This is a genomic window from Streptomyces sp. V3I8 (assembly GCF_030817535.1).
In the GTDB taxonomy this organism is placed as follows: Bacteria; Actinomycetota; Actinomycetes; order Streptomycetales; family Streptomycetaceae; genus Streptomyces.
In genome coordinates this window covers 1,736,588-1,761,208 of the sequence record NZ_JAUSZL010000002.1, presented here as the reverse complement: position 1 = coordinate 1,761,208, position 24,621 = coordinate 1,736,588, and the positions used below count along the sequence as shown (strand labels likewise).

Annotated in this window: 27 protein-coding genes; 24 read left to right on the top strand and 3 right to left on the bottom strand. The window is 73.4% G+C overall.

Features of this window, described 5'->3' with window-relative positions:
• Nucleotides 1-30 precede the first annotated feature (30 nt).
• From QFZ75_RS07740 to QFZ75_RS07690, 11 genes are all read left to right on the top strand, one after another.
• Entirely contained in the window at nt 31-1,032 is a 1,002-nt protein-coding gene (locus tag QFZ75_RS07740; RefSeq protein WP_307534960.1) for a proline racemase family protein, read from the top strand.
• A 139-nt stretch (nt 1,033-1,171) separates the two neighbouring features.
• The gene (locus QFZ75_RS07735) at nt 1,172-1,849 is read left to right on the top strand and encodes a GntR family transcriptional regulator (RefSeq protein ID WP_307534958.1); all 678 of its coding nucleotides are present in this window, start codon (nt 1,172-1,174) and stop codon (nt 1,847-1,849) included.
• A gap of 104 nt (nt 1,850-1,953) precedes the next feature.
• Nucleotides 1,954-3,648, top strand: a complete 1,695-nt coding sequence (locus QFZ75_RS07730; protein ID WP_307544283.1) for an immune inhibitor A domain-containing protein — start codon at nt 1,954-1,956, stop codon at nt 3,646-3,648.
• A gap of 45 nt (nt 3,649-3,693) precedes the next feature.
• The gene (locus QFZ75_RS07725; RefSeq protein WP_307534956.1) at nt 3,694-4,530 is read left to right on the top strand and encodes a M55 family metallopeptidase; all 837 of its coding nucleotides are present in this window, start codon (nt 3,694-3,696) and stop codon (nt 4,528-4,530) included.
• Nucleotides 4,523-5,896, top strand: a complete 1,374-nt coding sequence (locus QFZ75_RS07720) for a M20/M25/M40 family metallo-hydrolase (RefSeq protein WP_307534954.1) — start codon at nt 4,523-4,525, stop codon at nt 5,894-5,896. Before QFZ75_RS07725 ends, QFZ75_RS07720 begins: the two co-directional genes overlap by 8 nt.
• Nucleotides 5,897-5,905: 9 nt before the next feature.
• Nucleotides 5,906-7,885, top strand: a complete 1,980-nt coding sequence (locus QFZ75_RS07715) for a prolyl oligopeptidase family serine peptidase (RefSeq protein ID WP_307534952.1) — start codon at nt 5,906-5,908, stop codon at nt 7,883-7,885.
• A gap of 29 nt (nt 7,886-7,914) precedes the next feature.
• Nucleotides 7,915-8,841 (top strand): LD-carboxypeptidase, encoded by a 927-nt coding sequence (locus QFZ75_RS07710; RefSeq protein WP_307534951.1) that lies wholly within the window; start codon nt 7,915-7,917, stop codon nt 8,839-8,841.
• A gap of 63 nt (nt 8,842-8,904) precedes the next feature.
• Complete coding sequence (locus tag QFZ75_RS07705; RefSeq protein WP_307534950.1) at nt 8,905-9,105, top strand: hypothetical protein; 201 nt, start codon at nt 8,905-8,907, stop codon at nt 9,103-9,105.
• A gap of 111 nt (nt 9,106-9,216) precedes the next feature.
• Nucleotides 9,217-9,780, top strand: coding sequence for a GNAT family N-acetyltransferase (locus tag QFZ75_RS07700; protein WP_307534948.1), 564 nt, complete (start codon nt 9,217-9,219; stop codon nt 9,778-9,780).
• A complete protein-coding gene (locus QFZ75_RS07695; RefSeq protein WP_307534946.1) occupies nt 9,777-10,679 on the top strand; it encodes an arginase family protein in 903 nt (300 codons plus the stop codon). Before QFZ75_RS07700 ends, QFZ75_RS07695 begins: the two co-directional genes overlap by 4 nt.
• Before the next feature lie 46 nt (nt 10,680-10,725).
• Nucleotides 10,726-12,711 (top strand): DUF5107 domain-containing protein, encoded by a 1,986-nt coding sequence (locus QFZ75_RS07690; RefSeq protein ID WP_307534944.1) that lies wholly within the window; start codon nt 10,726-10,728, stop codon nt 12,709-12,711.
• Nucleotides 12,712-12,728: 17 nt separating this feature from the next.
• Here the strand turns inward: QFZ75_RS07690 and QFZ75_RS07685 are convergent, their stop codons facing one another.
• Nucleotides 12,729-13,079 carry a VOC family protein gene (locus QFZ75_RS07685; RefSeq protein WP_307534942.1) on the bottom strand — a complete coding sequence of 117 codons (351 nt, stop codon included), beginning with the start codon at nt 13,077-13,079 and terminating at the stop codon, nt 12,729-12,731.
• Between the two features lie 68 nt (nt 13,080-13,147).
• Here QFZ75_RS07685 and QFZ75_RS07680 point away from each other — a divergent pair, with 68 nt between their 5' ends.
• From QFZ75_RS07680 to QFZ75_RS07620, 13 genes are all read left to right on the top strand, one after another.
• The gene (locus tag QFZ75_RS07680; RefSeq protein WP_307534940.1) at nt 13,148-13,651 is read left to right on the top strand and encodes a hypothetical protein; all 504 of its coding nucleotides are present in this window, start codon (nt 13,148-13,150) and stop codon (nt 13,649-13,651) included.
• Nucleotides 13,652-13,732: 81 nt separating this feature from the next.
• Nucleotides 13,733-15,580, top strand: a complete 1,848-nt coding sequence (locus QFZ75_RS07675; protein WP_307534938.1) for a transketolase — start codon at nt 13,733-13,735, stop codon at nt 15,578-15,580.
• Nucleotides 15,577-16,497: a non-homologous end-joining DNA ligase gene (gene ligD, locus QFZ75_RS07670; protein ID WP_307534936.1), complete on the top strand. Its 921-nt coding sequence runs from the start codon at nt 15,577-15,579 to the stop codon at nt 16,495-16,497. The genes QFZ75_RS07675 and ligD overlap by 4 nt, the downstream gene beginning before the upstream one ends.
• 61 nt (nt 16,498-16,558) lie before the next feature.
• The gene (locus QFZ75_RS07665; protein WP_307534935.1) at nt 16,559-16,915 is read left to right on the top strand and encodes a gas vesicle protein; all 357 of its coding nucleotides are present in this window, start codon (nt 16,559-16,561) and stop codon (nt 16,913-16,915) included.
• A 48-nt stretch (nt 16,916-16,963) separates the two neighbouring features.
• Entirely contained in the window at nt 16,964-17,389 is a 426-nt protein-coding gene (locus QFZ75_RS07660; protein ID WP_307534933.1) for a gas vesicle structural protein GvpA, read from the top strand.
• On the top strand, nt 17,386-18,135 hold the full coding sequence (locus QFZ75_RS07655; RefSeq protein WP_307534931.1) for a GvpL/GvpF family gas vesicle protein: 750 nt from the start codon (nt 17,386-17,388) through the stop codon (nt 18,133-18,135). Before QFZ75_RS07660 ends, QFZ75_RS07655 begins: the two co-directional genes overlap by 4 nt.
• 25 nt (nt 18,136-18,160) lie before the next feature.
• Entirely contained in the window at nt 18,161-18,424 is a 264-nt protein-coding gene (locus QFZ75_RS07650; protein ID WP_307534929.1) for a gas vesicle protein GvpG, read from the top strand.
• The gene (locus tag QFZ75_RS07645) at nt 18,421-19,128 is read left to right on the top strand and encodes a DNA primase (protein WP_307534927.1); all 708 of its coding nucleotides are present in this window, start codon (nt 18,421-18,423) and stop codon (nt 19,126-19,128) included. Before QFZ75_RS07650 ends, QFZ75_RS07645 begins: the two co-directional genes overlap by 4 nt.
• The gene (locus QFZ75_RS07640) at nt 19,121-20,296 is read left to right on the top strand and encodes an SRPBCC family protein (protein WP_307534926.1); all 1,176 of its coding nucleotides are present in this window, start codon (nt 19,121-19,123) and stop codon (nt 20,294-20,296) included. Before QFZ75_RS07645 ends, QFZ75_RS07640 begins: the two co-directional genes overlap by 8 nt.
• The gene (locus tag QFZ75_RS07635) at nt 20,293-20,658 is read left to right on the top strand and encodes a gas vesicle protein (RefSeq protein ID WP_307534924.1); all 366 of its coding nucleotides are present in this window, start codon (nt 20,293-20,295) and stop codon (nt 20,656-20,658) included. The genes QFZ75_RS07640 and QFZ75_RS07635 overlap by 4 nt, the downstream gene beginning before the upstream one ends.
• Entirely contained in the window at nt 20,655-21,446 is a 792-nt protein-coding gene (locus tag QFZ75_RS07630) for a GvpL/GvpF family gas vesicle protein (RefSeq protein ID WP_307534922.1), read from the top strand. The genes QFZ75_RS07635 and QFZ75_RS07630 overlap by 4 nt, the downstream gene beginning before the upstream one ends.
• A complete protein-coding gene (locus QFZ75_RS07625) occupies nt 21,443-21,631 on the top strand; it encodes a gas vesicle protein (protein ID WP_149513946.1) in 189 nt (62 codons plus the stop codon). The genes QFZ75_RS07630 and QFZ75_RS07625 overlap by 4 nt, the downstream gene beginning before the upstream one ends.
• A gap of 41 nt (nt 21,632-21,672) precedes the next feature.
• Complete coding sequence (locus QFZ75_RS07620) at nt 21,673-21,969, top strand: gas vesicle protein K (protein ID WP_307544280.1); 297 nt, start codon at nt 21,673-21,675, stop codon at nt 21,967-21,969.
• A 139-nt stretch (nt 21,970-22,108) separates the two neighbouring features.
• Here the strand turns inward: QFZ75_RS07620 and QFZ75_RS07615 are convergent, their stop codons facing one another.
• A complete protein-coding gene (locus tag QFZ75_RS07615; protein ID WP_307534918.1) occupies nt 22,109-22,924 on the bottom strand; it encodes a class I SAM-dependent methyltransferase in 816 nt (271 codons plus the stop codon).
• Between the two features lie 152 nt (nt 22,925-23,076).
• Nucleotides 23,077-24,567 carry a bifunctional phosphatase PAP2/diacylglycerol kinase family protein gene (locus tag QFZ75_RS07610; protein ID WP_307534916.1) on the bottom strand — a complete coding sequence of 497 codons (1,491 nt, stop codon included), beginning with the start codon at nt 24,565-24,567 and terminating at the stop codon, nt 23,077-23,079.
• Between the last annotated feature and the right edge of the window lie 54 nt (nt 24,568-24,621).

The following is a 24,621-nucleotide window of genomic DNA, read 5'->3' as shown; positions in this document are numbered from 1 at the left end:
CCGGAGACCGGGTTCGAGGGAGACAGAGTCATGCGCAGCACACTGGTCCTGCACGCCGTCGACTCGCACACCGAGGGCATGCCGACCCGCGTGATCACCGGCGGTATCGGCACGGTCCCCGGCGCGACCATGAACGAGCGGCGACTGTATTTCCGTGAACACCGCGACGACATCAAACAGTTGCTGATGAACGAGCCGCGCGGCCACTCGGCGATGAGCGGCGCGGTCCTGCAGCCGTCCACCCGGCCCGACTGCGACTACGGCGTCATCTACATCGAGGTGTCGGGCTACCTGCCGATGTGCGGGCACGGGACCATCGGGGTCGCGACCGTCCTCGTGGAGACCGGCATGGTCGAGGTCGTCGAACCGGTGACGACCATCCGGCTCGACACCCCGGCCGGACCCGTCGTCGCCGAGGTCGAGGTCAGGGACGGGGCCGCCCGGTCGGTCACGCTCAGGAACGTGCCGTCCTTCGTCGTTGCCCTCGACCGGAAGATCCGGCTCGCCGACGGGCGGACGGTGACCTACGACCTCGCGTACGGCGGGAACTTCTACGCCATCCTGCCGCTGGAGCAGTTCGACCTGCCCTTCGACCGGGCCCGCAAGGACGACATCCTCGCCGCCGGTCTCTCCCTGATGGACGCCGTCAACGCCGAGGGGGAGCCCGTCCATCCGGAGGACCCCTCCATCCGCGGGTGCCACCACGTGCACCTGGTCGCACCCGGTTCGACGGCCCGGCACTCGCGGCACGCGATGGCCATCCACCCGGGGTGGTTCGACCGCTCGCCCTGCGGCACGGGCACCAGTGCGCGCATGGCGCAGTTGCACGCGCGTGGTGAGCTTCCGCTGGAGACCGAGTTCTTGAACGAGTCGTTCATCGGCACGCACTTCACCGGGCGTCTGCACGGCACCACCGAGGTGGCCGGGATCCCGGCCGTCCTGCCCAGCTTCACCGGGCGGGCGTGGGTGACGGGGACCGCCCAGTACCTGCTCGATCCGAGTGACCCGTTCCCGGCGGGGTTCGTCCTGTAGCCCCCCGTGCGTGTTCCGCGCGCCTCGGCGATCGCGCGGTTCCCCGCGCCCCTGAACGGTTCCCCGGGCCCCCAAGGGGCCCTGCGCGCCTGGAAGACTGCGCAGTCGCCCGTACCGCCCCCTTCGAGGAGATCGTCCGATGGCCGCCCAGCGCACCCGTGCCCCCGCCCTGCCCCCGCTGGGCGGCAAGAAGCCCAGCTACCGTGAGCGCGTGGCGGACGCCCTGCGGGCCGCCCTCGTCGCGGGGGAGCTGCGGCCGGGCGAGGTGCACTCCGCGCCGGCCCTCGCCGCCCGCTTCGGCGTCTCCGCCACCCCCGTCCGCGAGGCCCTGCTCGACCTCGCCAAGGAGGGCCTGCTCGACACCGTGCCCAACAAGGGCTTCCGGGTCACCGCCGTCTCCGAGCAGCAGCTCGACGAGTACACCCACATCCGCTCGCTCGTCGAGATCCCCACCACCGCGGGGCTCGCCCGCTCCGCCGACCCCGCCGCGCTGGAGGCGCTGCGCCCCGTCGCGCGGGAGATCGTCACGGCCGCCGCGGCCGGTGACCTCATCGCGTACGTCGAGGCGGACGTCCGCTTCCACCTCGGCCTGCTCGCCCTCGCGGGCAACGCGCACCTGGTCGAGGTCGTCGGTGACCTCCGCAAGCGCTCCCGGCTCTACGGGCTGCAGGCCCTCGTCGAGGCGGGCCGCCTGGAGTCCTCCGCCGAGGAGCACCTGGAGATCCTCGACGCGCTGGTGGCCCGCGACGAGGAGGCGGTACGCGCCGTCATGACCCGCCACCTCGGGCACGTACGGGGACTGTGGGCGGCCGGGTGACCCCGGCGGCGACACGCTGCCCGGCAACCGGCCCCGCCCACGCCCCCGTGCTCTCCTGAGGGCGCCCCAGAAGCCCCGCAGCCCCAGGAGCCCGCACGGTGAGCATGCGCATCCGCGGGGCGGTGGCCGCCGTCGCCGTCGCCCTCGCCGTACCCGCCCCGGACGCCTTTGCTGCGGCGGCACACACTCAGGGGCGCGGTTCCCCGCGCGATCTTCCAGGGGCGCGGGGAACCGCGCCACCAGCAACGGCGGACCCGCGCCCGACCAGGAACCCCGAGGACAAGGTCTTCGTGCTGCCGGTGGAGTTCGCCGACCACACCCACAACCGGATCCCCGCGCCCGACCGCCGCACCGACAACTCCACGGTGTGGACCGCGGACTACAGCCGGGCCTACTACCAGCGGCAGATCTTCGGCACGGCCGGCGCCCCGGGCGGTGGCCCGGCCGACACCCTCGCGTCGTACCTGCGCAGACAGTCCGGCGGCGCCTACACGATCACCGGCACCGTCCACGACTGGACCCGCGTGGACCGGCCCCTCGCGTACTACGGCACCGACGCCTGCAGGAAGGACGGCAAACCGGTCCCGACGTACCACTGCAACCGGCGGCTCGTCACCGACGGGCTGAACCAGTGGTACGAGGACCAGCGCGCCACCGGCCGGACCGCCGCCTCCCTGGCCACGTACCTGTCCACGTACGACAAGTGGGACCGCCACGACCACGACCGGGACGGCGTCTTCGGCGAACCCGACGGCTACCTGGACCGCGTGATGCTGATGTTCGCGGGGGAGTCGCAGGTCAACGGCGGGGGAGTCAACGGCTCCGACGCGATCGGCTCCCACCGCGGCACCGTCGGCGACCTGCAGGCCGGGGCCGGCACACGGGGGCCGGCCGACGGCGACCGCGACGGCGGCAGCGAGGTGGGCGACTCGGGTGTCCGGGTGAACGACTACACCATGACCAACGAGAACCGGGGCCTGGGCACCCTCGCCCACGAGTACGGCCACGACCTGGGTCTGCCCGACCTGTACGACACCTCGGGCGCCGAGAACTCCACCGGCTTCTGGTCCCTCATGGCACAGGGCTCGCTCCTGTCGTCGGAGAGCGAACTGGCGGCGTACCCCGGTGACCTGGGCGCCTGGGCCAAACTGCGGCTCGGCTGGCTCGACCACGCGACCGTGGAGGCGGGGGCCGCCGCCACGGTCACCCTCAATCCGCTGTCGGCCGGCTCCGCCACCCCGGGCCCGGAAGCGCTCCTGGTGAACCTCCCGCCCGACAAGGACCGGAACGCGCGCCACTACATCGTCGAGAACAGGCAGTACACCGGCGAGGACGCGTACCTCCGGTCCGCCCCCTTCCACCTGGGCGGGACCCCCGGCAGGCCCAGGCTCAAGGAGCGGCTGCACTACGAGAGCGGCGTCCTGATCTGGTACTGGGACACCGCATACCGGGACAACAGGACCCAGGCACACGGGGGTCACGGTCTGATCCTGCCGGTCGACGCCCACGCCGAACCCGCGCGGACCGCCTCCGGAGCGGTGCTCCGCAACCGCCTGCAGTCCTACGACGCCCCCTTCGGGCTGCGCCGCACCGCCCCGCTCGTCCTCCGCCTCGGCGGGGTGCGCACGACGGTCCCGTCCCGTCCCGCGGTTCCGGTCTTCGACGACCTCATGGGCACCTACCGCCACGGCGCCGCGCCCCACGGATCGAGCCACGACGCCGACTCCGGGACCACGATCAGGGTCGACGAGGAGTACGCCGACGGCCGGGTGCGGGTCTCGGTGGGCCGCGCCCGCTGACCCCTGGCCCTGTGGACCGCCACGCGACTGCGATACAACTGGAGCATGGTAAAGATCCTCATCAGCGCCGACATGGAGGGCGCCACCGGGGTGACCTGGCCGGCCGACGTGCTGCCGGGCACACCGCAGTGGGAGCGGTGCCGCTCGATGTTCACCTCGGACGTGAACGCCGCGGTCCGCGGTTTCCTCGACGGCGGCGCCGACGAGGTCCTCGTCAACGAGGCCCACTGGACCATGCGCAACCTCCTCCTGGAGCAACTGGACGAACGGGCCCAGATGCTGACCGGGCGGCACAAATCACTCTCCATGGTGGAGGGGGTGCAGCACGGGGACGTCGACGGCATCGCCTTCGTCGGCTACCACGCCGGAGCGGGCATGGAGGGCGTCCTCGCCCACACCTACCTCGCCAACTCGATCACCGGCGTGTGGGTGGACGGCGTGCGGGCCAGCGAGGGACTGCTCAACGCACGCGTCGTCGCCGAGTACGGGGTCCCCGTCGTCCTGGTCACCGGGGACGACGTGGCCTGCGAGGACGCGCTCGGCTACGCGCCCGGGGCGCTGAAGGTCGCCGTCAAGGACCACGTCTCGCGGTACGCGGCCGTGTGCCGCACCCCGGCCCGTACCGCCGCGGACATCCGCTCGGCGGCCGAGGAGGCGGCGCGGCTCGCGGTGCGGCACGAGCCCGCCCGGGAGGGCCCCCACACCGTGGAGCTGGAGTTCGACGCCGAGCACCTCTCGGCGGCGGTCACGGTCGTCCCGGGCGTCGGGCGCACCGGGGAACGGAAGGTGGCGTACACCAGCGCCACGATGTACGAGGGCATCCGGACCTTCAAGGCGGTCACCACGATCGCCTCGGCTGCCGTGGAGGAGACCTATGGCTGACATGAGTGCGGCCGGCCCGAGCACGGCCGGCCTGAGCCCGACCGAGGAGCGGTCCGTCGACGAACGGGCCCTGGACGAGGTCGTCCGGTTCACCTCCGACCTCATCCGGATCGACACGACCAACCGGGGCGGCGGCGACTGCCGGGAACGTCCGGCCGCCGAGTACGCGGCCGCGCGGCTCGCCGAGGCGGGGCTGGAGCCGACCCTCCTGGAGCGCACCGAGGGGCGTACGAACGTCGTTGCGCGCCTGGAGGGCACCGACCCGTCCGCCGACGCGCTCCTCGTCCACGGTCACCTGGACGTCGTACCGGCGCAGGCGCAGGACTGGAGCGTCCACCCGTTCTCCGGCGAGGTCCGCGACGGGGTCGTCTGGGGGCGCGGCGCGGTCGACATGAAGAACATGGACGCGATGATCCTCGCGGTCGTCCGGCAGTGGGCACGCGCAGGCGTACGCCCCCGCCGTGACCTGGTGATCGCGTTCACCGCGGACGAGGAGGCGAGCGCCGCCGACGGTTCGGGCTTCCTCGCGGACCGGCACCCGGGGCTCTTCGAGGGCTGTACCGAGGGCATCAGCGAGTCCGGGGCGTTCACCTTCCACGACGGCGCGGGCCGCCAGCTGTACCCGCTCGCGGCCGGCGAACGCGGCACCGGCTGGCTGAAGCTGACCGCCCGGGGCCGGGCCGGCCACGGCTCCAAGGTGAACCGGTCCAACGCGGTGACCCGCCTCGCCGCCGCGGTCGCACGCATCGGCGCCCACGAGTGGCCCGTCCGGCTCACCCCGACGGTCCGCGCCGCGCTCACCGAACTCGCCGCGCTGTACGGCGTCGAGGCCGACCTCGACACCCCCGACGGCGTCGACGGGCTGCTGCGCGGGCTCGGGCCCGCCGCCTCCCTCGTCGAGGCCACGGTCCGCAACAGCGCCAACCCGACCATGCTGGACGCCGGGTACAAGGTCAACGTGATCCCCGGGGAGGCCGTCGCGCAGGTCGACGGACGCTTCCTGGCCGGTACCGAGGACGAGTTCCGGGCCACCCTCGACGAGCTGACCGGGCCGGACGTGGACTGGGAGTTCGTCCACCGCGAGGTCGCCCTGCAGGCGCCGCTGGACTCGACGACGTACGCCCGGATGCGGGCCGCCGTGGAGGAGTTCGCGCCCGAGGGGAACGTCGTGCCGTACTGCATGTCGGGCGGCACGGACGCCAAGCAGTTCTCGCGCCTGGGGATCACGGGCTACGGGTTCGCACCGCTGAAGCTCCCGCCGGGCTTCGACTACCAGGCACTCTTCCACGGCGTCGACGAGCGGGTGCCCGTGGAGGCACTGCACTTCGGCGTCCGGGTACTCGACCGCTTCCTGCGCACGGCCTAGGGGATGAAGATGGGGGACACAGTGCAGACGCTGGCCTACGGTTCCTGGCCCTCGCCCATCGACGCGGCGCTCGCCGCCGCGCACGACGGGCACCCGGACCACGTCGGTTTCGTCGGCGACGAGGCGTGGTGGACCGAGCCACGGCCCGCCGAGGACGGCCGCCGCACGCTGGTGCGCCGCCGGCCCGACGGGGCGGAGGAGCAGGTGCTGCCCGCCCCGTGGAACGTCCGCAGCCGCGTCATCGAGTACGGCGGACAGCCCTGGGCCGGCGCGGTCGGCGACGGGGGCCCGGTGGTGGTGTTCGTGAACTTCGCCGACCAGCGGCTGTACGCGTTCGACCCCGCCGACCCCGCCGGCGGACCGCGCCCCCTCACCCCCGTGTCGTCCGTGGGCGGCGGACTGCGCTGGGCCGACCCGCAGGTGCGGCTGGACCGGGACGAGGTCTGGTGCGTCCTGGAGGAGTTCACCGGCGAGGGCCCCGGCGACGTGCGGCGGCTCGTCGCCGCGGTGCCGCTGGACGGCTCGGCCGCCGGGGACCGGTCCGCGGTGCGCGAACTCACCGACGACCGGAACCGGTTCGTCACCGGGCCGCGGGTCTCGCCCGACGGACGGCGGGCGGCCTGGCTGGCCTGGGACCACCCGCGGATGCCGTGGGACGGCACCGAGCTGCTGGTGGCCGACGTGGCCGACGACGGAACGCTGGGGGAGCCCCGGAGGGCCGCGGGCGGACCGGACGAGTCCGTCGCCCAGGCCGAGTGGGGCCGGGACGGGTCCCTGCTCTATTCCAGCGACCGCACCGGCTGGTGGAACCTCTACCGCGACGGTGCGGCGCTGTGCCCGCGTGAGGAGGAGTTCGGCGGGCCGCTGTGGACGATCGGCCGGCGCTGGTTCGCGCCGCTCGACAGCGGCCTGATCGCCGTCGTGCACGGCCGGGGCGCCACCGCGCTCGGCATCCTCGACCCGGAGAGCGGCGAGGTCGTCGACGCGGCCGGTCCCTGGAGCGAGTACGAGGCGACCCTCGCCGTCGACGGCAGCCGCGTCGTCACCGTCGCCGCCAGCCCGCGCAGCGCGTACGAGGTGGTGGAACTGGACGCCCGCACCGGACGGGCCCGCGTCGTGGGGGCCGCGCACAACGACCCGGTGGACCCCAGCCACTACCCGGAACCGCAGATCCGTACGTTCACCGGGCCCGCCGGACGCGAGGTCCACGCGCACGTCTACCCGCCCCACCACCCCGGCCACGTGGCCCCCGGCGGCGCGCTCCCGCCGTACGTCGTGTGGGCGCACGGCGGCCCCACCAGCCGGTCCCCGCTCGTCCTCGACCTGGAGATCGCGTACTTCACCTCGCGCGGCATCGGGGTCGCCGAGGTCAACTACGGCGGGTCCACCGGGTACGGGCGGGAGTACCGCAACCGGCTGCGCGAGCAGTGGGGTGTGGTGGACGTGGAGGACTGCGCGGCCGTCGCCCTCGCCCTCGCCGAGGAGGGCACCGCCGACCGCGACCGGCTGGCCGTGCGGGGCGGCAGCGCCGGCGGCTGGACCTCGGCCGCCTCGCTCGTGAGCACGGACGTGTACGCGTGCGGGACGATCCTCTACCCCGTACTCGACCTGCTGGGCTGGGGCGAGGGCGAGACCCACGACTTCGAGTCCCAGTACCTGGAGAGCCTGGTCGGACCGCTCGCCGAGGTGCCCGGCCGGTACGCGGAGCGGTCGCCCACCGAGCACGCCGACCAGGTCTCCGTGCCCTTCCTGCTGCTCCAGGGCCTCGACGACGTCATCTGCCCGCCGGCCCAGTGCGAGCGCTTCCTGGCGAGGCTGGAGGAGCGGGCGCGGCCCGTGCCGCACGCGTACATCGCCTTCGAGGGCGAGGGGCACGGCTTCCGCCGGGCCGACACGACGGTACGGGTCCTGGAGGCCGAACTCGGCCTGTACGCCCAGGTGTTCGGCCTGAACCCGCCCGGCATCCCGGCACTGGAGCTGAGCAAGTGAGGCAGTGGTGAGGGAACGGTGAGGCAACGGTGAGAGAGCTCACCAGGCCCCGGCGCCTCGTCGCCGGGGCCCGGGTCGCCGTCGTCGCGCCCAGCGGGCCGGTGCCCGAGGAACGGCTGCAGGCGGGCCTGGACATCCTGCGCGGCTGGGACCTGGACCCCGTGGTGGCGCCCCATGTCCTGGACCGGCACGGGCGGTTCGCGTACCTGGCCGGCACGGACGCGGACCGGGCGGCGGACCTCGGGGCGGCCTGGTGCGACCCGTCCGTGGACGCGGTGTTCTGCGCCCGCGGCGGCTACGGCGCGCAGCGCATGGCGGACCTGCTCGACTGGGACGCCCTGCGGGCCGCGGGACCCAAGGTGTTCCTCGGCTTCAGCGACATCACGGCCCTGCACGAGGCCTTCGCGACCCGGCTCGGACTCGTGACGCTGCACGGGCCGATGGCCGCGGGCATCGACTTCATCAAGAACGCCCGCGCGCAGGACCACCTGCGGGCGACCCTCTTCGCGCCGGAGTCGGTGCGGACCGTCACGTCGGCCACCGGACGGGCCCTGGTCCCGGGCCGGGCCACGGGCGTCCTCCTCGGCGGCTGCCTGAGCCTGCTCGCCGCCGAGCTCGGCACCCCGCACGCCCGGCTCTGCGCGCGCGGCGGCCTGCTCTGCCTGGAGGACGTGGGCGAGGAGCCGTACCGCCTGGACCGCCACCTCACCCAGCTCCTGCGCGCCGGCTGGTTCGACGGCGTCGCCGGGATCCTGCTCGGCTCCTGGGAGCGGTGCGGTCCCTACGAACGGGTGCGGGACCTGGTCCTCGACCGGCTCGGCGGACTCGGCGTACCGATCGCCGAGGAATTCGGCTTCGGGCACGCCGAGGGGGCACCGACCATCCCGTTCGGGGTGGCGGCGGAGCTGGACGCGGGGGCGGGGACGCTGACGCTGGAGGCGCCGGCACTGGCCTGACACGCGGGGTTCCGGACGGGCCGCTCCCCGCGGGACCCCCGTCCCCGGGCTCGTCCTGGACGCATGGGTCCGAGGAGTCCGCGCAGCGGTGGCGACGGCACGGGGGCCGGCGGCGGGCGGCCGCTGACGCCCGGCCCGGTGGCCGTCGCCGCGCCGGCCCTGCTCGCCACCGCGGCGACCGGCGCGCTGTGCGGGGCCTGCCCCGGACGGCTCCGGCCCTGGGAGCGCCCGGGGCGTCCCGGAGACCCGAGGACGTCGCGGTGACCGCGTTCCTCGCCCCCGGCCGCGCCCCATGGCTCCTGCGCGGTGCCGGGCCGGGCTCCGCCGGGCGGAAGCGGCAGGACAGCGTCCCGGCGGGCCGCGTACCGTGGCGGGATGTCCGGTACCACCTCGTATCTCGCCGAGGGCCCCCGCGTGGGCCTGCGCCACTTCACCCGGGAGGACGGCGCCGAGTTCACCGCGCGGGCACGGGAGAGCACGGCGCTGCACCGGCCGTGGCTCTTCCCGCCCACCACCCCGGCCGCCTACGCCTCGTACGCGGGGCAACTGATCGACGATCCGGCGAAGGCCGGGTTCCTCGTCTGCGAGAAGGACGGGGACGGGGCGGAGGGCGCCGGGCGGATCGCCGGGTTCATCAACATCAACAACATCGTCGGGGGCGCCTTCCTGTGCGGGGCGCTCGGATACGGCGCCTTCGCGCACGCGGCCGGCCGCGGGCTCATGAGCGAGGGGCTCGGCCTGGTCGTGGGGTACGCGTTCGGCCCGCTCGGCCTGCACCGGCTGGAGATCAACGTCCAGCCGGACAACGCCGCCTCGATCGCGCTGGCCCGCCGCCGCGGCTTCCGGCTGGAGGGCTTCTCGCCCGCGTTCCTGCACATCGACGGAGCCTGGCGGGACCACGAACGCTGGGCGCTCACCGCCGATATGGTGCGCACATGAGTGCTCCGCGCCACCTCGTCGTCCTGGACGCACCCTCCAACCTCGGGCTGCGCCCGCCCGCCCCGGGCACGGTGCCCGGCTGCTACAAGCTCGCCGGCGCCCTGCGCGAGCAGCGGATCGTGCGGCGGCTCGGCGCACTGGAGGGCGGGGTGGTGGTCCCGCCGCGCTACGACCGGGGCGACTGGCAGGAGGGCGACGGCGTCTTCAACGCGACCGCGCTCGCCGCCTACACCCGCACGCTCGCCGACCGCGTCGAGGGGCACGTACGGGCCGGGGAACTGCCCGTCGTCCTCGGCGGCGACTGCTCCATCCAGCTCGGCGCGTGTCTCGCCCTGCGCCGCATCGGACGCTACGGGCTCGTGGCCGTCGACGCCTCGCACGACTTCCGTCACCCGGGCAACTCCGACCGGATCGGCGCGGCGGGCGGCGAGGAGGTGGCCCTGGCCACCGGACGCGGCCAGGACGACCTGACCGACCTGGAGGGGCTGAAGCCCTATCTGCGGGACGAGGACGTACGGTTCTTCGGGATCCGCGACGCCTTCGAGGACGACCGGGCCGAGCTGACCGCCCTGAAGATCCCCACGGTGACCGTCGGCGACCTCCGCGAGTGGGGCGCCGACGCCCTCGCGCGGGCCACCGCCCAGGCCTTCGACGTACCGGACCTGGACGGTTTCTGGGTGCACCTGGACGCCGACGTGCTCGACCCGTCCGTGATGCCCGCCGTCGACAGCCCCGACCCCCACGGACTGCTGCCCGACGAACTGATTGCGCTGCTGCGGCCGTTGGTGCGCTCGCCGCACTGCGCCGGCTTCAACGTCACCATCTACGACCCCGACCTGGACCCCGACGGCACCGCCGGCGCCCTGCTGGCCGACGTCGTCGTCGCCGCCTTTGCGTGATCCTGACCGGAAGAGCCCCTGGTCGACTCGTCGTTCACCCTGTTCCATGGTCGGCGTGACGACCATCCGACGTGACGTACTGACGCTTCCGGTCGCGGAACCCGGTCCCGCCAACCCCCTGCCCCCGCTGCGCCCCCTCGCCCGGACCCACCACGTGGACGAGCGGGACCGCGAGGGCCTGCCCCGCGACATGGCCCGCCAGATCGCGTACGAGCCGCTGCACAGCCTCCTGCCCGAACGTGTCCGGGACGGATACGGCAGGGACCGCGCACCCCGCGAGGTCGAGACGATCGTCCTGGAGAACGACCGGCTGCGCGCGACCGTGCTGCCCGGCTTCGGCGGCCGGGTCGTCTCCCTGTTCCACAAGCCGTCCGACCGTGAACTCCTCTACCGCAACCCGGTGCTGCAGCCCGCCGACTTCGCGCTCAACGGCGCCTGGTTCTCCGGCGGCATCGAGTGGAACATCGGCGCCACCGGCCACTCGGCCCTCGCCTGCGCGCCCCTGCACGCCGCCCGTGTCACCGCGCCCGACGGTACGCGGATGCTGCGCCTGTGGGAGTGGGAACGGCTGCGCGACCTGCCCTTCCAGGTCGACCTGTGGCTGCCGGAGGACTCCGACTTCCTGTACGCCGGCGTACGCGTCCGCAATCCGCACGAGAGGGCCGCGCCGCTGTACTGGTGGTCCAACACCGCCGTCCCGCAGGAGTGCAGGGTCCTCGCGCCCGCCGAGGAGGCCTGGCACTTCGGGTACGAGCGGCGGCTGCGCCGGGTGCCCGTCCCGGTGCACGAGGGCGTCGACCGCACGTATCCGCCGCGCGGCGAGCACCCGGCCGACTACTTCTACGAGGTGCCCGACGGGCAGCGGCGCTGGATCGCCGCCCTGGACGGGAGCGGGCGGGGCCTGGTGCAGACGTCCACCGACGTGCTGCGCGGACGCAAACTCTTCGTGTGGGGCTCCGGTACCGGCGGACGCCGCTGGCAGGAGTGGCTCACCGAGCCCGGCACCGGCGGCTACTGCGAGATCCAGGCGGGCCTCGCCCGCACCCAGCTGGAGCACGTACGCCTCGACGCGGGGAGCGAGGTGGCGTGGCTGGAGGCGTACGGTCCGCTGGACGCCGACGCCCCGCTGGTGCACGGGGACGACTGGGCCGCCGCGCGCACCGCGGTCGGGGACCGGCTGGAACGGGCGCTGCCGCGAGCGGAGTTCGGGACGGCGTACGAGCGCTGGCGGGCCGCCGCCGACACCGAACCCGGTGAGGTGCTGGCCACCGGCTCCGGCTGGGGCGCGCTCGAAGTGCTCCGGGCCGCCCACAAGCTGCCCGGCACGCCCTTCGACGCGTCCACGCTCGGCGACGCCCAGCAGCCCTGGCTGCGGCTGCTCGAATCCGGCTGCTTCCCCGAGTCGCGCCGGGCCGGTCCGCCCGGCGGGACGCTGGTCGCCCCGCACTGGCGGGACATGCTGGAGACCGCGCCCGCGCAGCCGCTCACCGAGTACCACCTCGGCGTCGCCCAGTGGCACGCGGGCGACCTGGCCCAGGCCGTGCGCAGCTGGGAACGCGGTCTGGAACTGGCGCCCTCGCGCTGGCCGCTGCTGCGCTGCCTGGCCGTCGCCGACCAGGAGTCGGGCCACCACGAACGGGCCGCCGACCGGTACCTGGACGCCTTCGACGACCTGTGCCAGGAGCGGCGCGACGACGGCGAGAGCTGGACGGCGGCCACCGCGGCACTGGGGCGCGAGGCGATCGGCGCGCTGCTCGCGGCGCGCCGCACCGCCGACGCGCGGTCCGTGTGGGAGCGGCTGCGCCCGGCGACCCGCGAACGCGGCCGGTTCCGGCTGATCGAGGCGCGGCTGCTGCTCGCCGAGGGCGACCGGGCCGCGGCGCGTGCCGTCTTCGACGCCGGCTTCGAGGTGGCCGACCTGCGCGAGGGGGCCGAGGCGATCGGGGAGCTGTGGTCCCGGATCACCGACGACCCCCTGCCCGGACGCTACGACTTCCGGATGCGGCCGCCCGGCGCCGGTGCCGCCGGCTGACCCGTGCGGCCGGCCCGCTACCTCGTGCGGCGGTCCACGTACTCGTACACGTAACCGTCCGGGTGCATCGCGATCAGGTTGCGTCCGGCGGGCGTCGCGACCGGGCCCGCCAGGACGTGGGCGCCCGATTCGGTGAGGACCCGGTCGACCTCGTCGACATCCTTCACCGCGATGGTCGCCGACACCTTGCGCAGCACCTCCAGTTCGGCCTCCGGGCCGCTCATCAGCAGGAAGCAGCCGACGGCGGCGACGGACACCCCGCCGCGCTCGAAGCGCTGTGCCGGACCGCCGGCGAGTCTCTCGTAGAAGGGGACCGCAGTCTCCAGGTCGTCGACGCAGACGCGCAGCGTGGCTCCCAGAATATCCATGCGCAAGAGCCTAGTTGGGGTGGCGCGGGAAGGAGATCGTTTCGGACGGATCGCGGGTCCCGGCGGGCATGGACCGCATCGATCACCTGGAACATCCGGACAGGCACCTGGCCGACGAGCCGGCGCAGGTGGCCCGGGACGCCGTACGCGAGGAACTGCGGGAGCAGACCCGCAAGCAGCGCCGTACGGCGGCGCTCTACGCCGCGTCCGGCGCCGTCGCCCTGTACGCGGGCGCGGCCCTCGCGCTCGCCGTCGGCCTCGCCCTCGCGCTCGGTCTGCCCGGCTGGGCCGCCGCGCTGATCACCGCCGCGGTGCTGGGCGCGGTGGCGTACGCGCTGCGGAGTGCGGCGCGGCCGTCGGGGGGCCGGGAGGCGACGGCCGCCGCCCGCGGAGCCGGTCGTGCCGCCCGTGCCGCCGTCCGTGCCGTCCGTGCCGGCGCCGCGTCCGCGGGAGCGGTGACGCGCGGCGGGTGCCGACCATGTGCCGACCAGGGTCACGACGGCGTGGCCCCGGTCTTCGCCGTCCGGACGGCCGCTGCGCGGCATGCGCCGGACGTTTGGGGACCCGGGTGAGGGGGACGCGGAAAGCCCCGTACGTCCGGCTTGGCCGCGTAACCGACGGTACGGGTCCGAATCCCTTGCGGAAGGAACACCATGGACTCCCCCCGGCTCGTCGAACTGGGTCAGCAGTTGCGTGTCGACAGCGTGCGTGCCGCCGCCGCCGCGGGCTCCGGGCACCCCACCTCGTCGATGTCCGCCGCCGACCTGCTGGCGGTCCTGTTCGCCCGGCGGTTCCGTTACGACTTCGAGCGACCCGCCCATCCGGGCAACGACCGCTTCGTGCTCTCCAAGGGACACGCCTCGCCGCTGCTGTACGCCGCGTACAAGGCGGCCGGGGCGATCGACGACGAGGAACTGCTGACCTACCGCATGCTCGGCAGCCGCCTCGAAGGGCACCCGACACCGCGCCGGCTGCCGTGGGTGGAGACCGCCACCGGATCGCTCGGCCAGGGCCTGCCCGTCGGCGTGGGCATCGCCCTGTCCGGCAAGCGGCTGGACCGGGCCGGTTACCGCGTGTGGGTGCTGTGCGGCGACAGCGAGCTGGCCGAGGGGTCCGTCTGGGAGGCGGCCGAGCACGCCGGGTACGAGGAGCTCGACAACCTCACCGTGATCGTGGACGTCAACCGGCTCGGCCAGCGCGGCCCGACCCGGCACGGCCACGACCTGGACGCGTACGCCCGCCGCTTCCGGGCCTTCGGCTGGCACACGGTCGAGGTCGACGGCCACGACGTCGAGGACATCGGGCGCGCGTACGGCGAGGCCGTGTCCACGGCCGGACAGCCGACCGCGATCCTGGCCCGCACCCTCAAGGGCAAGGGCGTCCAGGACGTCCAGGACCGTGAGGGCCTGCACGGCAAACCGCTGCCCGACGCCGATGAGGCGATCGCGGAACTCGGCGGGCAGCGCGACCTGCGGGTCCGGGTCCAGGAGCCGCCCGCCGCGCGGGCGCCGCATCCCGTGCGCTCCGGGGACCTGCGGCTGCCGCGCTGGGAGACCGGTGACGAGGTCGCCACCCGTGACGCCTACGGCAAGGCGCTCGCCGCGCTCGGCACCGCCCGCGGCGACGTGGTCGCCCTCGACGGCGAAGTGAGCGACTCGACGCGCGCCGAGTTCTTCGCCAAGGAGCACCCCGACCGGTTCTTCGAGTGCTACATCGCCGAGCAGCAGCTCGTCGCGTCCGCCGTGGGACTCGCCACGCGCGGCTGGGTGCCGTACGCCTCCAGCTTCGCCGCGTTCCTCACCCGCGCGCACGACTTCGTCCGCATGGCGGCGGTCGGCGGCGCGGGCATCAACGTCGTCGGCTCGCACGCGGGCGTCGCGATCGGCGAGGACGGGCCCTCGCAGATGGGCGTCGAGGACCTGGCCATGTTCCGCGCGGTGCACGGCTCGACCGTGCTGTACCCGTGCGACGCCCACCAGACGGCCGCGCTGGTCGCCGCGATGGCGGACCTCGACGGCATCCGCTACCTGCGGACCTCACGCGGCAAGACCCCCGTCCTGTACGGGCCGGACGAGGAGTTCCCCGTCGGCGGCAGCAAGGTGCTGCGCAGCTCCGCGGACGACCGGCTGACCGTGGTCGCCGCCGGGGTGACCGTGCACGAGGCCCTGAAGGCCGCGGACGCCCTCGCCGCCGACGGCGTCCCGGTACGGGTGATCGACCTCTACTCCGTCAAGCCCGTGGACCGGGAGACCCTGCGCACCGCCGCCGGGCAGACCGGCTGTCTGCTGACCGTCGAGGACCACCATCCCGAGGGCGGCCTCGGTGACGCGGTCGTCGAGGCCTTCCTGGACGGCCGCCCCACGCCCCGCCTGGTCCGCCTCGCCGTGCGTGACATGCCCGGCTCGGCCACCCCCGCCGAGCAGCTGCGCACGGCCGGCATCGACGCCGAGTCCATCGCGGCGGCGGCCCAGCTCCTCGTGGAGAGCGCGGTGCTGCGATGACCGCCGTACGGGCCGGCCGGCGCACGGTCGAGGTGCACCGGCCGGACAAGGTGCTGTTCCCCGGCGGCGGCGGGGCGAAGGAGTACACGAAGGCGGACCTCGTCGCGTACCACCAGGAGATCGCCCCGTTCATGCTGCCGCACCTGAAGGGCCGGCCCCTGATGCTGGAGCGGCACCCGGACGGGCTCGGCGGACCCATGTTCATGCAGAAGAACGTCCAGGACCACTACCCGGACTGGATCCACCGCGTCGAGGTGGCCAAGGAGGGCGGCACGGTCCTGCACCCCGTCTGCGACGACACCGCGACCCTCGTCTACCTCGTCGACCAGGCCTGCCTGACCCTGCACCGGTGGCTCGCCCGGGTCACGCCCGACGGCTCGCTCGGCCACCCGGACCGGATGGTCTTCGACCTCGACCCGGCCACCGACGACTTCGGGCCGGTACGCGACGCCGCCCGGCTCCTGCGCGAACTCCTCGACGAACTGCGGCTGCCCGCCGCCCTGATGACCACCGGCTCACGCGGACTGCACGTCGTCGTGCCGCTCGACGGACACCACGACTTCGACGAGGTGCACACCTTCGCCGGGGACGTGGCCGACACGCTCGCCGCGGCCCACCCCGACCGGCTGACCACCCGGGCGCGCAAGAAGGACCGCGGCGACCGGCTCTACCTGGACATCCAGCGCAACGCCTACGCCCAGACCGTGGTCGCCCCCTTCACGGTCCGCGCCGCACCGGGCGCCCCGGTCGCCGTACCCGTCAGCTGGGAACAGCTCGACGATCCCCAACTCGGCGCACGCCGCTGGACGATCGCCGACGCGGCCGACCAGGCGCGCACGAAGCCCTGGTCAGGCATGTCGCACGGCGGTCGCGCCCTCGGGCCGGCCAGGGGCCGGCTGGACGCCCTGCGGGGCTGAGCGCCGACACTCGCAGGTTTGGCCAACGATCGGCCGGTCACCCGTATGTGCGAGGTGGCCCATGTCGAACACATCCAACACATCAGGTTCACAGAGTTCATCGAACGCATCCAAGGGCAAGCGGAAAGACGTGACGGAAGACGAAGAGCTGCGCCCCATGGACGTGCTGCGCGAGGCACGCGCACAACTCGCCGAACTGACCGGCATGGAGGCCGAGTCGGTGTCCTCGTTCGAGCGCACCGAGGACGGCTGGACGCTCGAGGTCGAGGTACTCGAACTCGTTCGGGTCCCCGACACGATGAGCCTGCTCGCGACGTACGAGGTGAGCCTCGACCCGCGTGGTGACATCACCGGGTACCGGCGTGTGCGCAGATACGAGCGGGGGCGGGCCGACTCCCGCACATCCGGCGGCCGTTAGGCCGTCCGTCCCGCAACACACCCCAACAGACAAGGAGGGCCGATCGGTATGACCGTGGTTCCCGCACAGCAGTCAGGTGGCGGAGGCGGCTCCAGCGGCCTCTACGACGTTCTCGAGCTCGTACTCGATCGGGGGCTCGTCATCGACGCCTTCATCCGGGTCTCCCTCGTCGGCATCGAGATCCTCAAGATCGACGTCCGCGTGGTCATAGCCAGCGTCGACACGTACCTGCGCTTCGCCGAGGCGTGCAACCGGCTCGACCTGGAGGCCGGGCCCAAGCGCAGCCCCGGACTTCCCGACCTGGTGGGTTCGATCACCGAGTCCGGTGCGAAGGGCAAGTCCAAGGGGGCGCTGTCCGGCGCCGCCGAGACCATCTCCGACGCGTTCAAGCAGTCCCGCGAGGAGAGCCAGAGCGAGTCCCGCCCGCGCGCCCGCAAGACCGCAGCCTCGCGCCGTAAGGAGGAGCAGGAGTGAGCACGTACGTCTACGGCATCACGGCCGGTTCGCACCCCTCGCTCCCCGACGGCATGGACGGCGTCGGTGACCCGGCACGCGAGGTCCGCATCATCAAGGAGGGCGAGCTCGCCGCCGTCGTCAGTGACGCGCCCGAAGGCCTGCGCCCCAAGCGCAAGGACCTGCTCGCCCACCAGAACGTACTGGCCGAGACCGGCGCGGGCGGCCCGGTGCTGCCCATGCGGTTCGGCAGTGTCTCGCCGGACGACGCGGCCGTGACCCATGTCCTGGCCGAGCGCGCCGACCACTTCAAGGAGCGCCTCGACGTCCTGGCGGGCAAGGTCGAGTACAACGTCAAGGCCACGCACGACGAAGAGGCCGTACTGCACCGCGTGATGTCCGAGAACCCGGAGGTCCGGGCGCTCACCGAGGCCAACCGCGGTGCGGGCGGCGGCAGTTACGACGACAAGCTGCGACTCGGCGAGATGGTGGTCGCCGCGGTGAAGAACCGCGAGGTGGAGGACGCCGCCGAGATCCAGCAGGCCCTGGAGCCGGTCGCCGCCGCCGTCAGCGTGGGCCCCGAGTCCACCGGGTGGCTGGCCAACCTGTCGTTCCTCGTGGACCGCGAGTCGGCCGAGGCGTTCATCGCCGCCGTCGAGGAGGTCCGCAAGGCGCACCCGCACCTCGACCTGCGCGTGCACGGGCCGCTGCCCCCCTACAGCTTCGTCGAGCCGGGCCCTTCCGAGCCCGCCGAGGCGCACAACTGACGTACGAAGCAGAGGAGTTGCCGCTATGGGGCTGATCGGAGAGGTCCTGATGCTGCCGTTCGCCCCCGTGCGCGGCAGCCTCTGGGCGATGAAGCAGGTGGTGAACGAGGCCGAGCGCCAGTACTACGACCCGGCGGCGGTCCGTGCCGAACTCGGCATCCTCGAGGAGCGCCTCGAGGCCGGCGAGATCGACGAGGCGGAGTTCGACCGCAGGGAGGACGAGCTCCTCGACAGGCTGGAGATAGCCATGACCAGGGGCACCCAAGCAGGCGACGGGACGCAACGATGAATCGAGTAGGGCTGGGCCTCGCCGTAGGGGCCGGGTACGTCCTCGGACGTACGAAGAAGATGAAACTGGCGTTCGCCGTCGGGACGATGGTGGCGGGCAAGCGGATGCACCTGAGCCCGCGGGCGCTCGCGGACCTGGTCTCGACGCAGCTGCAGAACAACCCGCAGTTCAAGGAGATCGGTGACCAGCTGCGCGGCGACCTGCGCGGAGTGGGCAAGGCCGCTTCCGGAGCGCTCGTCGAGCGGCAGATCACGGGTCTCGCCGACCGGCTGCACGGCCGCACCAGCCAGGTGAAGGACCAGCTCGCGGGCGTGGTCCCCGTCGACGTCCCGGACGTACCCGGGACCGGCGGCAAGAAGCGCCGCAGCCGGGACGACGAGGCGGACGACGAGTACGACGACGAGGACGAGCAGGACCACGACGCGGACGGCTCCGACGACTCGGGCCGCGACGCACGTGACGCGGACGACGCGGACGAGGACGACGACGAGGAGGAGCCGCGGTCACGCAAGCGGGCTCCCGCGAAGAAGGCCCCCGCGAAGAAGAGCGCGCAGAAGCGGAGCCCCGGCAAGGAGGCTCCGGAGAAGAAGACGGCGGCGAGGACCGCGAAGAAGGCCCCGGCCAAGAAGACGGCCGCGGCGAAGTCCGCCACGCGTCGCGTGCCGCGGGCCCGTACGACGAGGGGAGGCGGCGACGATGAGTGACACCCTCGGGTCCGCGACCAAGCAGGCCAAGAGCAACCCGCTGACCTCCGTGGCCCAGAGCGCGGCGGTCGACCGGCTCAAGGAGGAGGCCCAGGCCTACCTGGCCGCCCAGACCCAGCGTCTGCTGGTCGGAGTCGGCACCAAGCTCGGCCAGACGACGGGCAAGCTCAACGACATCGCCTCCGGCGACAGCCCCGGCTTCGCCAAGCTCGCCCTCGACGGCGGCCGCAAGCTGGCCGACGGCAAGGGGCCGATGAGGACCGCGCTGGAACTGGGCGCGGGCAAGGCCAAGGACAGCGTGGTGGGCGCCTTCAAGAACCTGACCGGCGGCAAGGGCAAGCGCAAGGGCGGCGCCGGCAAGAAGCCGACCGTCATCATCGAGTTCATCGACGTCGGTGTGCCGCTGCGCACGGCCTACGACCAGTGGACCCAGTACCAGGACTTCAGCACCTTCGCCAAGGGCGTCAAGAGCGCGAACCGCGCCGACGACACGACGTCCGACTGGCAGATGAAGATCTTCTGGTCCAACCGCAGCTGGAAGGCCCACACCACCGAGCAGGTGGCGGACCAGCGGATCAGCTGGACCTCCGAGGGCGCCAAGGGCACCACGAAGGGCGTCGTCACCTTCCACTCGCTCGCCGAGAACCTCACCCGCGTGCTGCTGGTCATCGAGTACTACCCCAAGGGGCTGTTCGAGAAGACCGGCAACATCTGGCGCGCCCAGGGCCGCCGGGCACGTCTCGACCTCAAGAACTACGTCCGGTTCATCACGATCAAGGGCGAGGCCGACGACGGCTGGCGCGGTGAGATCCGTGACGGCGAGGTCGTCACGAGCCACGAGGACGCGGTCGCCGAGGAGGAGGAGTCCGAGCAGAACTCCGAGAACGCGGAGAACGCGCAGGACGAGGACGCGGACGCGGAGGACGCTGAGGACGCGGAAGCCTCCGCGGAGGACGAGGAGCTTCCCGAGGGCGAAGAGGCGTACGAGGACGAGGACGCCCCCGAGGCCGAGTACGAGGACGAAGAGGTCCCCGAGGACGAAGAGGTCCCCGAGGACGAGGAGGCGTACGAGGACGAGGACGCCCCCGAGGCCGAGTACGAGGACGAGGACGTGCCCGAGGAAGAGGCGGACGAGCGTGAGCCCGCCGGTGCGCGGAGCCGTCGATGACCACGGCTCAGCGCCTCCCCGACCCCTACGGGAGCGGTGGCGGCGCCAACCTCGCGGACATCCTCGAACGGGTCCTGGACAAGGGCATCGTCATCGCGGGCGACATCCGCATCAATCTGCTCGACATCGAGCTGCTCACCATCAAGCTGCGGCTCATTGTCGCCTCCGTCGACAAGGCGAAGGAGATGGGCATCGACTGGTGGGAGACGGATCCACAGCTGTCCTCCCGCGCCGGCCGTGACGAACTCGCCCGTGAGAACGCCGAGTTGCGCGCGCACGTCGCCGAGCTGGAGGAGGCGCGGGGCGCGCTGCCCGCGCGTGAGCGTGAGCGTGAACCCGCACAGGAGGAAGCCCGAGAATGAGTGGTCTGCGTTACGTGTACGCCGTCTGCCGCCCGTTCGGTACGCCCCTGCCGGCCCAGCTGACGGGGGTGGCAGGGGCGCCGCCCAGGCAGTTGGTCCACGGTGACCTGGTCGCGGTTGTCGGCCACGTCGCCGAGGAGGACTTCGCGGAGGAACCGCTGCGGGCCCACCTGGAGGACCTGGACTGGCTCGGCGCGACCGCCAGGGCCCACCAGAACGTGATCGACGCCCTCACCGTCGTCACCTCGCCGCTGCCGCTCCGGCTCGCCACGGTGTTCCGGGACGACAGCGGCGTCCGGCAGATGCTGCAGGAGCGGGAGGAGACCTTCCGGCGGACCCTCGACCGGCTCGACGGCCGGGTCGAGTGGGGCGTCAAGGTGTACTCGGAGCCCACCGGGACGGCCGAGGACCCGCAGACCCCGGGCGGTACGGGTACGCGGCCGGTCCCCTCTTCCGGCGGGGCCGGGTCGGGGCGCGATTACCTGCGCCGGCGGCGCGACCAGCGCAAGGAGGGCGAGGAGAAGTGGGAGCGGGCCGAGCGGTTCGCGAGCCGGCTCCACGAGTCCCTCTCCGGGTACGCGGAGGACACCCGGATGCACGCCCCGCAGAACGCGGCGCTCTCCCGCGCGCCCGGCCGCAACATCCTGAACGCGGCCTATCTGGTGCCGCGCACGGAGTCCGAGGCGTTCGTGGAACTGGTGGACCGCACGAAGGACGACGACCCCGGGCTGCGCGTGGAGCTCACCGGTCCGTGGGCGGCCTACTCCTTCAGCGGGGAGGACACGTGACTGTCGTCGAACGCCGGGAGGTCGCGCTCGTCGACCTGCTCGACCGGCTGCTCGCGGGCGGGGTCGTCATCTCCGGCGACCTCACGCTGCGCATCGCGGACGTCGATCTCGTACGCATCGATCTGAAGGCACTCATCAGCTCGGTGAACGAGAACGTTCCCGCGCCCTGGGAGGAGATGCTGTGAGCGGCGGGGAAGCCCTCCGGAGGGTTGTCGACGACGCGGTCCTGGGGACCGGGGGGAAGGCCGGGCGCAACCGTCTCGACTTCGAACCGGACACCGTGGAGCGGGACCTCATCAAGCTGGTGCTGACCGTCGTCGAGCTGCTGCGGCAGCTGATGGAGCGGCAGGCCGTGCGGCGGTTCGACACCGGGGACCTGTCGGAGGACCAGGAGGAGCGGATCGGGCTCACGCTGATGCTCCTGGACGACCGGATGGCCGAACTCCGGGACCGGTACGGGTTGCGGCCCGAGGACCTGAACCTGGACCTCGGGCCGCTGGGCCCGCTGCTTCCCCGGGAGTAGCCTCCGGCCGGATTGCGGGTCGGCTGCGGGCCGTTCGCGCAGTTCCCCGCGCCCCTGAAGGACGAAAAGCCGGGGCGCAGCCCCGCTTTTCAGGGGCGCGGGGAACTGCGCGACAAGCCCCCACCGGCCCGCAGCGGCATCAGACCGGCTTCCTGCACAGGATCTCCCCGTGCAGGACGGAGAACCAGGCATCCTCCCGCCGCCCCCACTCCCGCCACGCGGCGGCCACCGCGTCGAGCTGTTCCCCGGTGGCATGGCCCCCCTCCGTGGCGCGGTCCGCGTACGCCGAGGCGACCGTACGGTCCGCCCACAGCCCGCTCCACCACGCGCGCTCCCCGGCGGAGGAGTAGCACCAGGTGCTCGACGAGGCGTCGACGTCGGGGAAGCCGGCCGCCAGCGCCCAGGACTTGAGACGCCGCCCGGCATCCGGCTCACCCCCGTTGGCGCGGGCCACCCGCCGGTACAGGTCGAGCCAGTCGTCCATGCCCGCGACCTGCGGGAACCAGGTCATCGCCGCGTAGTCCGAGTCCCGGACGGCGACGAGCCCGCCGGGCCTGGTGACCCGGTACATCTCCCGCAGCGCCTGCACGGGGTCGCCCACGTGCTGCAGCACCTGGTGGGCGTGGACGACGCAGAAGGTGTCGTCCGGATACTCCAGCGCGTGGACGTCCGCGACGGCGAAGTCGACGTTCTCCACGCCGCGTCCGGCGGCGGTGGCACGTGCCTGGTCCAGGATGCCCGGCGCGTGGTCGACACCGGTGACGTGTCCCTGCGGGACCAGCGCGGCCAGGTCGGCGGTGATGGTGCCGGGACCGCAGCCGATGTCCAGGATCCGCATGTGCGGCTTCAGCGAGCCCAGGAGGTAGGCCGCCGAGTTGGCGGCCGTGCGCCAGGTGTGCGAGCGCAGCACGGACTCGTGGTGGCCGTGCGTGTAGACGGCGGTCTCCTTCGGCATGGCGGCATCCGTTCACTCGTACCGGGCCCCGCGGAGCGCCTCCGCCGGGGTACGTGTCAACCTACGCCGCCATGTCGGATATTGAGATACGCGTCTTGCCATATGGACCGACGGAACGGCCGGCGGTCGATCGGCAGCCGGCCGGCGGACGGTCAGCGGGGGCCGCTCGGGCGGTAGACCGTGAGTGCCTCCGGAAGCTTCTGGATCGTCACATCGCCCTCCACCGGCGCCACCTCGCCGTCGAAGGCCAGCCAGGTGCCCGGCTCGACCCCCTGGACGCGCAGGCCGCCGACCCGGAGCGCCGCGTGCACGGGGGAGCGGGTCAGCGGTCCGGCCACGGCCGCGGCCAGCAGGCGTACGGCCGGGAAGCGGCCGCCGTGCACGACCCGCACGTCGAGGCGGCCGTCCGCGAGGTCGTAACGGCGGGCGGGGATCGGCCCCATCCGGTGGTAGGTGCCGTTCCCGGCGAACAGGAGCCACAGCGGCCGCTCCTTGCCGTCGAAGTGGGCGCGCAACGGGTGCCGGCCCGCGCGCACGACACGCAGGGTCGACACGACCCCGGCCGGCCAGCCGCCGATCCGCCCGGACCAGCGGTCCCGCTCGCGCACCAGCTCCGGATAGACGCCCAGGCTGCAGTTGTTGAGGAAGTAGCCCTCCTGGTCACCGGCGGAGAACCGGCCCACGTCGACCCGTACGGCGTCGCCCTCCGTCAGGGCCCGGCTCAGGCCGCGTACGTCCTCCACGCCCAGGTCCTGCGCGAAGTGGTTGAGCGTGCCGCCGGGCAGCACGGCGAGCGGGAGGCCGTGGCGCAGCGCCACCGTGGCGCCCGTGTTGATCGTGCCGTCGCCGCCGCACACCCCCAGCACCTCGGCGCGGGCCGCCGCCTTCTCCAACTCGGGGAGCAGACGGTCCGGTTCGCACTCCACCACCTCGGCGAGCGGCAGGAGGTCCGCGACGGCGCGCATCCGGTCCGCGGTGCCCGCCGCCTTGTTGACCACGAGCACCAGCCCCTCGCCGTCCCGCAGCGCGGGCACGTCCGCGCGCGGACGCCCCGGGGGCGGCAGCTGGTCGCGCGTCGGCACCAGCGCGCGTACGGCGAAGGCGGTGCCCGCGCCGAACGCCGCCCCGGCGAGCACGTCGCTCGGGAAGTGCGCACCCGTGTAGATACGGGACAGCGCCACCCCCGCGGCCACCGGGACCACCACCGCACCGAGCGAGCGCGACTCCAGGGCGACGCCCGCCGCGAAGGCCGCCGCCGACGCCGAGTGCCCCGACGGGAAGGAGGTGGTGATCGGCTGGCGCTTCAGCTGCCGCATCACCGGCACGGAGTCCAGCCGGGGGCGCGGGCGGCGCACCGAGCGCTTGCCCACCGTGTTGATCGTGGCCGAGGCCACGGCGAGCGAGGCGATGCCGCGGACGGCCGCGCGGCGCGCCCGCGGCGAGCGGGTCGCCGCCAGGGCCGCCGCCGCGCCGAACCACAGCACCCCGTGGTTCGCGCTGCGGCTCAGCCTCGGCAGCAGTGGGTCGGCGCCCGGCCAGTGCCGGGTCGCGACCGCCTCGAAGAGGCGGTGGTCGAGGGCCATCAGCCGGTCGAGCAGGCCGTGGGCGGCCCTGGCGGCGGTGAGGTCTACGTCTGCGGTCATGCTCCATCGTCTACCCTGGCGGGCCCCCGCCGCGCATATCGGTTTGCCCCGCCG